This window comes from Lactococcus ileimucosae, assembly GCF_943193185.1.
Lineage (GTDB): Bacteria > Bacillota > Bacilli > Lactobacillales > Streptococcaceae > Lactococcus > Lactococcus ileimucosae.
This window is the reverse complement of record NZ_CALPDE010000009.1, coordinates 15,427-28,850: the sequence shown is the minus strand read 5'-3', so window position 1 is coordinate 28,850 and position 13,424 is coordinate 15,427. Positions and strand designations below refer to the sequence as shown.

Genomic DNA, 13,424 nt, shown 5'->3' with positions numbered 1-13,424 from the left:
TTTTTTTATAAAATTTGTATGTTGTGAAAATTCTTAATTTGGTTGCTGATGTTTTATAACCCTCTATGTCCGTAACGTTCGGAAACGAGGCGTTCAAAAGCTTTCTCGATAAGACATTTGCCAGATTTTTACGCTTTCCTCAGCGAGAAATACATCATTTTTCTTACGGCAAGACGTAACATACTTGTAATGTCATGGCGTGTGGGGTAAAATAGTACTTTAGAGGCTATAAAATATCATCAACCATATTAAACAACACACAACACAACATATAGGGAATTAAAGATAGGGGATTATATGAAAAAATTGCTCGTTGCCAACCGTGGTGAAATTGCCATCCGTGTTTTTCGTGCCTGTAATGAACTGGGATTGTCCACTGTGGCCATCTATGCAAAAGAAGATGAGTACTCTGTACACCGTTTCAAAGCAGACGAAGCATACTTAGTCGGACAAGGTAAAAAACCGATAGATGCTTACCTTGATGCGGATGATATTATTCGTATTGCTCTAGATGCAGGAGCGGATGCAATTCACCCAGGATACGGTTTGCTTTCTGAAAACTTAGAATTTGCGACAAAAGTCCGTGAAGCTGGCTTGGTTTTTGTGGGGCCAGATTTAAAACACTTGGATATTTTTGGCGATAAAATTAAAGCTAAGAAAGCAGCGGATTTGGCACAAATTCAAGGTATTCCAGGGACTGATGGCGCTGTCGATTTGGATGGGGCCCTTGCCTTTGCTGAAACCTATGGTTACCCTGTCATGATAAAAGCAGCTCTCGGTGGCGGCGGACGTGGAATGCGTGTTGCTCGCAACGATGAAGAAATGCGTGACGGTTATGTGCGTGCCAAGTCAGAAGCCCAAACAGCTTTTGGATCAGCAGAAATTTATGTTGAAAAATATATTGAAAATCCGAAGCATATCGAAGTACAGATTTTGGGAGATACGCATGGCAATATTGTTCACCTCCACGAGCGAGATTGTTCTGTACAACGCCGAAATCAAAAAGTTATTGAAATTGCTCCAGCAGTAGGGCTAAGGCCAGAATTTCGTGAGGAGATTTGTCAGGCAGCTGTCCAACTTTGTAAAGCAGTCGGCTATGTCAACGCAGGTACAGTCGAGTTTTTGGTAAAAGATGAGGAATTTTACTTTATCGAAGTAAATCCACGTGTACAAGTTGAACATACGGTTACGGAGATGATTACAGGCGTTGATATTGTCATAGCACAAATCTTAATCGCACAAGCTAAAGATATTCACCGTGACATTAAAATCCCAGCACAAGAAGCAATTCCATGTTTAGGCGCGGCTCTTCAATGTCGTATTACAACTGAAGACCCTGAAAATAACTTTCTCCCAGATACGGGTAAAATCAATACCTATCGTTCACCAGGTGGTTTTGGTGTGCGCTTAGATGTGGGGAATGCTTATGCTGGCTACGAAGTGACACCCTATTTTGACAGTCTCCTCGTAAAGGTATGTACACATGCGACTAATTTTGAAGATGCTGTACATAAGATGCAGCGTGTATTAAGAGAGTTCCGAATTCGTGGTGTGAAAACAAATATACCTTTCTTGGAAAATGTGATTGAAGATGAACAATTTACGAGCGGTCAAGCGACAACAACCTTCATTGACACTACACCTCAGCTTTTTAACTTCTCACACAAACGTAACCGTGGAACAAAAATCTTGAAGTATATCTCGAATATTACAGTCAATGGTTTTCCGGGAATTGATAAAACAGAAAAGCGTTATTTTGACCAAGCAAGACAGCCTAAAATTGAGCAGTCTGACCGTCCAACGACTAAACATATTCTTGATCAAGAGGGAGCTGAAGCAGTGGTTGACTTTGTCAAAGCTTCCGACGAAGTGCTTCTTACAGATACAACTTTTCGTGACGCTCACCAAAGTCTTTTAGCAACGCGCTTACGCCTTCAAGACATGAAAGGCATCGCGACAGCTGTTGACCAAGGGCTTTCTGACTTGTTCTCTGTTGAGATGTGGGGCGGCGCGACCTTTGATGTAGCCTACCGTTTCTTGAATGAATCTCCTTGGTATCGCCTGCGAAAACTTCGTGAACAAATGCCCAATACACTTTTCCAGATGTTATTCCGTGGTTCAAACGCTGTCGGCTATCAAAATTATCCAGATAACGTCATTCAGGAGTTTATCCGCAAAGCAGCAGCAGAAGGTATTGACGTTTTCCGTATCTTTGACAGTCTCAACTGGCTACCGCAGATGGAAAAGTCCATTCAAACTGTGCGAGATACAGGAAAGATAGCGGAAGCGACCATCTGTTATACAGGTGATATCTTAGATAAGACACGTCCCAAATATGATATAAAATATTACAAAGACTTGGCCAAAGAGCTGGAAGCTACGGGTGCACATATCTTAGCAATCAAGGATATGGCTGGCGTGTTGAAACCCCAAGCTGCTTATGCTCTTATATCAGAGTTAAAAGAAACAGTAGATTTACCGATTCATCTGCATACGCATGATACAGCAGGAAACGGAATTATCACCTATTCAGGTGCTATTAAAGCAGGTGTCGATATTGTGGATGTGGCTACGGCTTCACTTGCTGGTGGTACCTCCCAGCCATCCATGCAATCACTTTACTATGCCTTGGAACATGGGGGACGTCATGCGGCGCTCAATATTGCTAATGCAGAACAGATTGACCATTATTGGGAAGACACACGCCGGTACTACGCGCCTTTTGAAGCAGGGATTACTAGCCCTAAGACGGAAGTTTATAGGCACGAAATGCCAGGGGGACAATACACCAATCTTAAGGCACAAGCTGCTGCTGTAGGACTTGAAGCACGTTTTGATGAAGTCAAGGCTATGTATAGCACAGTGAATATGATGTTTGGTGATATTATCAAGGTTACACCAAGTTCAAAAGTTGTTGGAGATATGGCGCTCTTTATGGTACAAAATGACCTCACTGAAGAAGATGTCTATGCGAGGGGAGAGGAGCTGAGTTTCCCTGAGTCAGTTGTATCTTTCTTCCGAGGAGATATTGGTCAACCCGTGGGCGGCTTCCCAGAAAAGTTACAATCTCTTATCTTGAAAAATAAAAAGGCATTGACAGACCGTCCAGGCCTCCATGCTCCAGCGGTCGACTTTGCTCAAGTCCAGCAAGAGCTGTCAGAAAAGTTGGGCTATCCAGCGGAAGAACATGAGGTTTTGAGTTACATCATGTATCCGCAAGTTTTCTTGGATTACCAAAAAATGCAGGATGCTTTTGGCTCCGTCACCTTGCTTGACACCGAAACTTTCTTGCATGGTATGCGTATGGGTGAACAGATTGAGGTACAGATAGAAAAAGGAAAAACTTTGATTATCCGCCTCGATGAGATTGGTGAACCAGATATCTCTGGAAACCGTGTACTCTTCTTCAACCTCAACGGTCAAAGAAGAGAGATTAGTGTCAATGATCATTCCATTAAGACACAAGTTGTAGCGAAACGTAAAGCAGATAGTGCAGACTTTCATCAGATAGGTGCAACGATGCCTGGTTCTGTTTTAGATATCTTGGTTAAGGAAGGTGAACAAGTTAAAAAGGGACAAGCACTTATGGTTACTGAAGCGATGAAGATGGAGACAACGATCGAAGCACCGTTTGATGCTAAGGTCAAAGCTATCCATGTCGTTTCTGGCGAAGCCATACAAACCAAGGACCTCCTTATCGAATTAGTCTAATAAAAATTTAACCGAGCAACATCTAAATACCAGACTTTCATGGGACAGATTTCAAAATCTATCACATGGAGGTCTTTTTTTATGCTCAACTATTTCAGAAGATGAGTGAATTCGTTTATTGCGACGAGATGAGTTGAACGCCTGTTTTCTCATCAAACACTCATTTCATTTGACCTTTTTTTTTTTTTTATACTATAGACTCAGAAAGTAAACGTAACATTAGAAATGTATATGTAATGAAAATATAAAAGTACAGGTTACGTCAAAGGAGGAGTTTATGACACCAGAAAAGAAAAACCATCGGCGGCTGCGCAACCTCGCGCTCCTGTCCCTCTTATTGCTCTTGGTAGGCGGCACCTTCGCCTTCCAAGCCTTCAACCAGCGGGCCATCAATGACCGGCTGAATGAAGTGGACATCAATGTCGGTGGCCGTGTCCACGACTACTACAACCGAGACACCGAAAACAAGGACGTCTTCGTGGAAAACTACGGCGAACGGCCAATCATGGCCCGGATACGCCTGTCCGAGTTCCTCGAAACCCGACAACGTGACGAAACGGACTTCACGCCCTTGATCGCAGGGACCAGCCGTGACGATGTAGAAAACTGGACCACATGGATTCCAAGTGCAGGCAATATCAATGACCGTGAAAATAGCAATGCCTCAAACGCCTTTGACCAGTATGCCAGCCTCATCTTTGGTTGGGAACGTTCAGGTCAAGATGCTCCATGGTATATGCCCACCTTCAACCATGACAACCTGGATTTAAGAACAGCAGCGGCAGGACATGCGCGGGACTGGATTGAAGGGAACGGTGCTACAGATGCGGTCACAGACGGCGCGACACACCCGGGAGACGGTATTGATGCTTACTGGTCAGCAAACGAAAACTTTGACAACAGTGGTCCAATCTGGCCGGGAGAAGAAGTGACCAACCAAACTGCCCAAAACCTCCCACAAGACCGTGCCCCAATGACCATGAACCAGTGGAGCAACTTACCTAACGAAGACAAGATAGGCAACTTCTGGGTGGTTGACCACAACACGGGTTGGGCTTACTGGGCCAACAGACTGAACAGTGGGCAAGCCAGCTCTTACCTGCTTGATGCAGCGGAGATGACAGCTGCCATTGAGGACAAGGTTTTTAACGGCTTTTACTACTATGGGATTCATGTTGAGAGTGGCTTAGTCAGTCCTGACCAGCATGAGGAGTTCCTCAATGATGGGGAGCAACACCATGCAGAACTGGCAGACCTTCTCCGTGGTATCCAGAACGGAGTGATGTACGATGACGGACCGAACCCACTGCCTAATGAAGACAGTGCACCAGCAGCCTTTGACTTTTCGACCATGCGCCCGGGTCGTATCTTTACCATGGCAGGAGAGCAGTACCGCTACCTTGAAAACATGGGTTCTGGGAATCATATGATTATCCGGAATGAGGCGATACGCAATACGAGCTTCGTAGAGCAAGCAACAGTTTTAGAAGACTTTTATAATCAATCTCTTACTCAAGCTGTTAAAGATATGGTTGCTCCTGTGTCAATAGCCGATGAAGTACCTAGGTTAAGGTTTGCTGTTGTGTCTTGGCCGGAAGGAGGTCCTTATGTCCGTTGGTTACCTACTAATTGGGATGAGCCTCATCCAGAGGTGGATGTGGCTCGGGCAGATGTGACTACTGTCAATCAAGCGGAGGGTGTACCACAAGCTTTCTCTCTTTCTCTTGCGGATGTTATCCGGTTGTCAGGTGAAGGGCGAGGTTTTCCTCATCATGCAGGGCGTGTAGGTGGACATAATACATGGTGGTCATTGCGTACTGCAGGTCATGGTGAATCTGCTTGGACTATACGTTGGGGAGGATTTAGAGGTAACTTGCACGGCACTTTCCCAGGAACAACGAGTGATGACTATGGTGGTGTCCGTCCCGCCCTCATCATCAACTCTTCCAACTAAGAAATAAATATACAAAACAAAAAATCACTCAAGGTAGCATTTTTGCATGCGACAGTCTGAGTGCTTTTTGCTTGTTCTGTTTTTAAGTTTATTTCATTTTACGAGACAGCTCTCGTTTTTCTTAAACCGAACAAGACTTCATTGACAAAATATTCCGATTGAGTGAAGCTAAAAAGAAAGCAATTACTGTTCGGAAGGACTGTATTGAGAAACAGTTTCCCTGTTTTTCTGCTATAATAAGGTTATGACAACTTCAAACTTAGACCGTATCTCCAATGTTATACGCACGCAAGATATTTTGCGCCGACATAACTTTAATTTTAAGAAAAAATTTGGTCAAAACTTCCTGACTGACCATAATATTTTGGAAAAAATTACAGCAACGGCAGAGCTCTCTAAACAAGTGAATGTGATTGAGATTGGACCAGGTATTGGCTCTCTAACTCAGTATTTGCTTGAAGAAGCGGCGGAAGTCATGGCTTTTGAAATTGATAAAAGCTTGATTCCGATTTTGCAAGAAACTCTGGCATCTTACGATAATTTTCAACTGGTGAACGCAGATATTTTAAAAGTAGATATTCAGGAACACATAAAGCACTTTAAAAATCCTAACTTGCCTATAAAAGTTGTGGCTAATCTTCCTTACTACATCACAACGCCGATTCTCATGCATTTGATTGAGTCGAAGGTTCCCTTTACAGAATATGTAGTTATGATGCAAAAGGAAGTGGCTGACCGCATTGCAGCTCGACCAAGTACAAAAGCTTACGGTTCGCTTTCGATAGCAGTGCAGTATTACATGGAAGCCAAAGTGGCATTCACAGTACCCCGAACAGTCTTTGTACCTGCTCCTAATGTGGACTCGGCCATTTTAAAAATGACCCGACGTGCACAACCACTGGTTGTTGTTAAGGATGAGGATTTCTTTTTCAATACAATGCATAGCGCTTTTGTCCACCGCCGTAAGACTTTAATAAACAATCTGCAATCTGCCTTTGGCAAAGACAAAAAAACGCAAATTCTAGAACTGCTCGCGCAAGCGGATATTTCTCCAAGTATTCGTGCAGAAGCACTTTCAATCCCCGAATTTGCTCGTTTAGCGGATGCTCTACTCCCACTGAAAGAAGGTTAAACTGATGGACAAGCTATCGAATATTTTTCAAGCTATAAAAGATGACCCACAAAACGCGGCCTATACAGAGCAGGGGATTGATCCTCTTTACTCTGTTCATCCAGAGGCAAAAATTCTCATTGTTGGTCAAGCACCAGGGAGACAAGCGCAGGAAAGTCATCTTTTCTGGAACGATCACTCAGGAGAGCGTCTTCGTGACTGGCTGGGGATTTCTTATGAGACATTTTATAGTTCAGACAAGCTGGCTATCTTACCCATGGATTTTTATTTTCCGGGTAAGGGAAAGTTTGGAGATTTGCCGCCACGCAAAGGCTTTGCTGAAAAGTGGCACAAATTACTGATTGACGAAATGCCTGAACTTGAACTTATTATTTTGATCGGTTCCTATGCCATTACTTATTACCTGCATTTACCAAGAAAGATGCGGGCCACAGATGCGATTCGTGATTTTAGAAAGTATTTGCCACACTACTTCCCGATCGTCCATCCTTCCCCCCGGAACAATATCTGGTTACGCAAGAACCCTTGGTTTGAGGTAGAAGTAGTGCCAGAACTGCAAACAAGAGTAAAAAAACTCCTCGACACCTAGGACGAGAAGTTTAGTGTTTTAATAAAAGCAAAAGGGACACCCTTTAGAAGTACACACGAGGGTTTCTTTTTTTCTACTCAGCAAATTTATCATACGTCATTGTGATATGGTCAATACCTGCCTCCTTAAAAATTTCACCCTGAACTTCAAAGCCAAATTTTTCATAGAGTTCTTTTGCACTGAGTTGGGCGTGAAGGGTCAAAAGAGTAATACCAGATTTTTTTGAAAATTCAAGCAGCTGTTGCAAGAGGGCGTTCGCGTAGCCTTTACCCCGTGCTTCTTTTAAAACAGCCATGCGCTGTACCAGAGCATGTGTTTTATCGCTAGGATCGACCAAAAGACGAACGGTAGCCAAGGCCTTGCCAGCTTCATAACCTACAAAATGAACCGAATGCGCTTCGTCAACGGGACTACCAACCTCCAGTTCAAAAGGGACACCCTGTTCCTTAACAAAAACAGTATTACGGATGCGTAACGCCTCACAGTATATTTCAGACATGGTGTCACGAGTTTGCTTGATTTGCATAAATTTCCTCTCAAAATCTTGAATTTGCGTAAAAATCTTATTTCAATTATAATATAAATAACTTTAAAAAGAAAGAAAGGGTCTCTTTTCATCTTTAGGTAGATATTATGTTTAAAAACAGTAAATTATTTTTCTGGACGGTTGAGATATTAGCAGTGACGCTGCTTATTTTTATGCTTATGCAACTGGACTTTCTCTTCCAACCCATCCAAACTCTTTTAGCTTTGCTTTTCATTCCATTTATTATAGCTGGCTTTCTTTATTATATTTTCAAGCCGGTGGTTATTTTTATGGAGAAACGCTGGAAAATCAAGCGTTTCTTTGCAATTTTGATTGTTCTGCTTAGCTTACTGGGAATTGTGATTTGGAGTGTTGCTTCAATCATTCCAAATGTTGTTTCTCAGCTGACCAGCTTGATTAACGCCAGCTCAAGAGCTGTTCCTGAGCTCCGTGACTGGATTGCTTCCTTGCAAAGTGACCCACGTTTTTCTGCCTTTTATCGTCAGTTAGACATTGACAGTATAGTTAGCAATATCAATCTGTCTTATACAGATATTTTAAACAAACTGCTTCAGAATTTGACAGGAAGCTTGGGGAGCATTGTAAGCATCATTTCATCTGTGGTTATGGTTGCTATCCTAGTTCCAATCTTGCTTTACTACATGCTTAAAGACGGTGAAAAACTGCTTCCTACTCTAAAGGAGACGATTTTTAGAGAAGATCCGCTCGGCATCATCGAACTGTTAGAGAAGATGAATGCAACGATTTCTCGTTATATCTCTGGCGTGGCTTTAGACTCGCTGCTGGTTTTCATCTTTGTCTTTGTTGGTTACATGCTCTTTGGCATCCCTTATGCTTTCTTGTTTGCAAGTTTTTCAGCAATTACAAACCTCATCCCGTATGCTGGACCTTATATCGGTGTAATACCTGTTATCTTTACTTTGGCCTTTACTCAACCTTGGACAGCTGTTCTCGCAGTAACTTATGTTTTGGTCCTTCAACAGATTGACGGCAATCTCGTTTATCCAAAAATAGTAGGGAATGCTGTGAAAGTCCATCCTGTGACAGTCATGGTTTTGATGCTGGTATCTGGAAGTTTATATGGTATTCTAGGTATGATTATTGCTGTCCCTGTTTATTCACTGGTCAAAGAGATTGTGAAATTCCTTGCTGGTCTATGGCACAATCATCGTGAACAGCAAAAGAAAAAAATTATTTCAAAATAATAAATTATGGTATAATAATCTTCATATTACGAAAAAATAGGAGTAAAAATGGCACACCCTGACCCCGAGAGTAGCTCGGTAATTTTACAGATTTTGTTACTTGTTTTTCTTACTGCTTTGAACGCATTTTTCTCAGCAAGTGAGATGGCGCTCGTTTCTTTATCACGTTCACGCGTGGAACAAAAAGCGAGTGAAGGAGACAGTAAATATCAGTATTTACTGCGTGTAGTTGATAATCCGACACATTTCTTGTCGACGATTCAAGTTGGGATTACTTTCTTGAACATCTTTGCAGGTGCAAGTTTGGCTGATACTCTAGCTGCACAGCTTGCACCATTGTTTGGGGATACAAGCTTCGCGCAAACATTGAGTAAAATCATTATCTTGGTTATTTTGACTTTCTTTACAATCGTGTTTGGTGAGCTTTTCCCTAAACGTATTGCGCAAGCGCTTAAGGAAAAGGCAGCTTTAAAAATGGTTCGCCCCTTGATGAGTATAGGTGTTGTTTTAAAACCCTTTATCTGGCTCTTGACGATTACTATCAATGGCTTGGCGCGTGTTTTTCCTATCAAATTTGATAGCAGTGATGATGATATGACACGTGATGAAATCGAATATCTCGTTCACACAGATGAAACAGCGTTGGATGATTCAGAGCGTGAAATGATTACAGGTGTTTTCAGTCTTGACGAGCTTGTGGCGCGTGAAATCATGGTCCCTCGTACAGATGCCTTTATGATTGATATCAATGATGAGCCACGGGAAAATATCGAGAAAATGCTCAGCGAGTCCTACTCGCGCGTCCCAGTTTATGATGACGATAAAGACAACATCTTAGGAATTATTCATACAAAACGTCTCTTGGCCCGGGGCTTTGCGGACGGCTTTGATAACATTAATTTCCGTGAAATGCTGCAAGAACCGTTGTTTGTCCCTGAAACAGTGTTTGTGGATGACTTGATGCTGCAGATGCGTAATACGCAAAACCAAATGGCGATTTTGCTTAACGAATACGGTGGCGTTGAAGGTATCGTTACTCTGGAAGATTTGATTGAGGAAATCGTTGGTGAAATTGAGGATGAAACAGACGTTGCTGAAACAGATGTTTACAAGATTGGTGAAAACATGTATGTTGTGCAAGGGAAAATGACAATCAATGACTTCAACGACGAGTTTGGCACACATTTAGTCAATAATGATGTGGATACGATGGCCGGTTTCTTCCTTTCAGAAACAGGGCAGATTCCTGAGAAAGGGCAGCAAGTGATGTGTGAAATCGACAATGATGAGGATCATTTCTCCTTGACTAGTCTTGAAGTAGATGGAAATCGTGTATTGAAACTTCGGGTAGAGTTTGATATGGAGCCCTCTGAGTAAAGCTGTAAACGAAAAAAGAACGGGACTCGATAATCCGTTCTTTTTTTGCTTTTACGAACTTTTTTAAAACGATGAGCAAGAGGTAAAAGTAGAAGATACAGTAAAGAGTATGAAGGGGAAAGAACATTTGGCTCACATGACGGATGCTTTTTTGTGCCATTTATGGCAGTCGCTGATTATTGTGGCTGGTCTTATGGAAAAGCATTTGATAATAAGTAAGATTTGAGGTATGATAAAAGCATACCGAAAAAGAGGAAAAACTCATGACAGATATAAATATTGAAGAAGCAAAAAAAGTAACAGGCTTGGTTCATTCTACAGAGTCTTTTGGTTCTGTTGATGGTCCTGGCGTCCGTTTTATTGTTTTTATGCAAGGATGTCAGATGCGTTGCAAATATTGTCATAACCCTGATACTTGGGCCTTGAAAAACGAAAAAGCCACCACACGTACAGTAGAAGATGTGATGGAAGAGGCTTTACGTTTCCGAGGCTTCTGGGGAGAGAAAGGAGGCATCACCGTCTCTGGTGGTGAGGCTATGATGCAGATTGACTTCGTTATCGCTCTTTTCCAATGCGCCAAAAGTCTGGGAATTCACACAACTCTAGATACATCAGCCCGTCCATTTAGGACAGATGAGTATATTACCTCTCGGATAGATGACCTTCTTGAAGTGACAGACCTTGTTTTGCTTGATTTAAAAGAAATCGATTCCAAACGTCACAAAGCCTTGACTGGACATCCTAACGAAAACATTCTAGAATTCGCCCGTTACCTCTCAGATAAAGGACAAGCCATGTGGATTCGTCACGTTCTTGTTCCTGGAGAAACAGATATTGATGAGGATCTGGAAAAGCTGGGTGAGTTTGTTAAAACTCTAGATAATGTACTCAAATTTGAAATCTTGCCTTATCACACGATGGGGGAGTTCAAATGGCGTGAATTAGGTTGGAAATACCCCCTTGCTGGAGTAAAACCACCAACAAAAGAGCGTGTAGCCAATGCCAAAGAACTCATGAAGACAGAAACATATCAAGATTACTTACAGAGAATCAAATAAAAAACTTAAAGGCCCAGCTTTTAAGTTTTATTTTTATTCAAAAAATAAGAAAAGTAGCAGGTGAGATGCTTTGAAAGTGTGCGTAAATTCTCTTTTTTTGGTATAATGAGAAAAACATAAATATAAAAATGAGGTACAGAAATGTCGGATAAAATTCTCGTCTTTGGTCACCAAAAACCTGACACAGATGCAATTGCATCCTCTTATGGTTTTTCATACTTGAGCAACCACCGCCCAGTCGGTGCTTTGAATACAGAGTGTGTGGCTTTGGGTACACCAAATGAAGAAACACAATTTGCTTTGGATTATTTTGGTGTTGAAGCACCACGCGTGGTAACATCAGCAGCTGATGAAGGTGTGGACACAGTTATCTTGACGGATCACAATGAATTTCAACAATCAATCGCAGATATCGCTTCTTTAAACATCTTTGGTGTTGTGGATCACCACCGTGTGGCTAACTTTAATACAGCTTCACCTTTGTTCATGACGATTGAACCTGTTGGATCAGCTTCATCTATCGTTTACCGCAAGTTCCTTGAAGCAGGTGTGGAAATACCACGTGAAGTGGCTGGACTCTTGCTTTCAGGCCTGATTTCAGACACATTACTTTTGAAATCACCAACAACACATGCGACTGACCACAAAGTTGCAGAAGAATTGGCAAAAATTGCTGGTGTTGATCTCCAAGAATATGGGTTGGCCATGCTCAAAGCTGGGACAAACTTGGATAACAAATCAGCAGAAGAACTCATTGATATTGATGCGAAGACCTTTGAACTTAACGGCAGTCGTATCCGTATCGCTCAAGTCAATACAGTTGAAATTCAAGATGTGCTTTCTCGCTTACATGATGTCAAAGTTGCCATCAAGAAAGCGATGGAAGTTGAACATTATGATGACTTTGTCTTCATGATTACAGATATCGTAAATTCTAACTCAGAAATTGTCGAAATCGGTAGCCACAAAGATAAGGTTGAGGCAGCTTTCCACTTTACACTTGAAGACGACCATGCTTTCTTAGCTGGGGCTGTTTCACGTAAAAAGCAAGTTGTGCCGCAACTAACAGAAGAGTTCAACAAATAATGCCTATTCACGTTTTTAATAAAAATAGGCTGACACGTCAGCCTTTTTTCTTAAAACTGATTAACTATTTGGAGCTGCATGAAGATGTAACCTTGCGCCAAATCCATAAAGATTTTGAAGAAATAAAGAACATAGATCGTCAACTGGACAGTTTTATTGCGGCCAATTTTATCTGGCGTAGCGATAAGCGTTATGGCAATAATTTTAAAGTTTTTAGGGATGATGATTTTGATTTGACTTTAAAACCAATGCCACCAGCTATTTATACCTATAAAGAACCTTTCTTTGTAGAGGCGGGAAGTCAACTGGAAAGAAGGCTTAATCAGTCAATTATCCAGCAAAGTTTGAAAAACCAGACGAATGCGATTTGCTTACATTTTTCTAGCCAATATGATTTGACGACCGATAATTTATTCAACTATTTTTATAAACTGGCAAATGATTTACCATTGACGGTACTGGAGGGCGAAGTTTATCAGATTATGGGGGATGTTAATCCAGAGTACGCCCTAAAGTACATGACAAGTTTTTTGCTCAAATTTACCCGTAAATCTATTGTCAAAGCGCGTCCAGATATTTTTATCAGAGTTTTGGAGAAATACGGATATATTGAGGCGCTGGGCGAAAACACCTATAAAACTCATCTGAAGTTTGATGAGGCAGTTCAGCTTGAAGAAGTCCGTTTCAACCAAGCTCAAGACTTCATTGCTGCTCAAATTCAACAGACAAAAGTATTAAATAACTTCATTTCCATAGGAGGATAAA

At 41.7% G+C, this 13,424-nt stretch carries 10 protein-coding genes; 9 read left to right on the top strand and 1 reads right to left on the bottom strand.

Translation table 11 applies throughout. From position 1 onward, the window contains the following. Window positions 1-297: 297 nt before the first annotated feature. The 4 genes from NFR51_RS05350 (at window position 298) to NFR51_RS05335 (ending at window position 7,386) form a co-directional block, all read left to right on the top strand. A complete protein-coding gene (locus NFR51_RS05350; protein ID WP_251712703.1) occupies window positions 298-3,711 on the top strand; it encodes a pyruvate carboxylase in 3,414 nt (1,137 codons plus the stop codon). 277 nt (window positions 3,712-3,988) lie between these two features. Next, on the top strand, window positions 3,989-5,665 hold the full coding sequence (locus tag NFR51_RS05345; protein ID WP_251712701.1) for a hypothetical protein: 1,677 nt from the start codon (window positions 3,989-3,991) through the stop codon (window positions 5,663-5,665). Window positions 5,666-5,909: 244 nt separating this feature from the next. Beyond that, window positions 5,910-6,797 (top strand): 16S rRNA (adenine(1518)-N(6)/adenine(1519)-N(6))-dimethyltransferase RsmA, encoded by an 888-nt coding sequence (gene rsmA, locus NFR51_RS05340; protein WP_251712699.1) that lies wholly within the window; start codon window positions 5,910-5,912, stop codon window positions 6,795-6,797. 4 nt (window positions 6,798-6,801) lie between these two features. Then, window positions 6,802-7,386: a uracil-DNA glycosylase family protein gene (locus NFR51_RS05335; protein WP_251712697.1), complete on the top strand. Its 585-nt coding sequence runs from the start codon at window positions 6,802-6,804 to the stop codon at window positions 7,384-7,386. Window positions 7,387-7,459: 73 nt separating this feature from the next. On the opposite strand, the gene NFR51_RS05330 is transcribed toward NFR51_RS05335, so the two are convergent. After that, window positions 7,460-7,912, bottom strand: coding sequence for a GNAT family N-acetyltransferase (locus tag NFR51_RS05330; protein WP_251712695.1), 453 nt, complete (start codon window positions 7,910-7,912; stop codon window positions 7,460-7,462). A 107-nt stretch (window positions 7,913-8,019) separates the two neighbouring features. On the opposite strand from NFR51_RS05330, the gene NFR51_RS05325 reads away from it, so the two are divergent. The 5 genes from NFR51_RS05325 (at window position 8,020) to NFR51_RS05305 (ending at window position 13,423) form a co-directional block, all read left to right on the top strand. Beyond that, entirely contained in the window at window positions 8,020-9,138 is a 1,119-nt protein-coding gene (locus tag NFR51_RS05325; protein WP_251712693.1) for an AI-2E family transporter, read from the top strand. A gap of 48 nt (window positions 9,139-9,186) precedes the next feature. Continuing rightward, window positions 9,187-10,515: a hemolysin family protein gene (locus NFR51_RS05320; RefSeq protein WP_202231374.1), complete on the top strand. Its 1,329-nt coding sequence runs from the start codon at window positions 9,187-9,189 to the stop codon at window positions 10,513-10,515. A 263-nt stretch (window positions 10,516-10,778) separates the two neighbouring features. Beyond that, a complete protein-coding gene (pflA, locus tag NFR51_RS05315; RefSeq protein WP_251712691.1) occupies window positions 10,779-11,573 on the top strand; it encodes a pyruvate formate-lyase-activating protein in 795 nt (264 codons plus the stop codon). 141 nt (window positions 11,574-11,714) lie between these two features. Next, on the top strand, window positions 11,715-12,659 hold the full coding sequence (locus tag NFR51_RS05310) for a manganese-dependent inorganic pyrophosphatase (RefSeq protein ID WP_251712689.1): 945 nt from the start codon (window positions 11,715-11,717) through the stop codon (window positions 12,657-12,659). After that, the gene (locus tag NFR51_RS05305; RefSeq protein WP_251712687.1) at window positions 12,659-13,423 is read left to right on the top strand and encodes a DUF1803 domain-containing protein; all 765 of its coding nucleotides are present in this window, start codon (window positions 12,659-12,661) and stop codon (window positions 13,421-13,423) included. The genes NFR51_RS05310 and NFR51_RS05305 overlap by 1 nt, the downstream gene beginning before the upstream one ends. Window position 13,424: the final 1 nt, after the last annotated feature.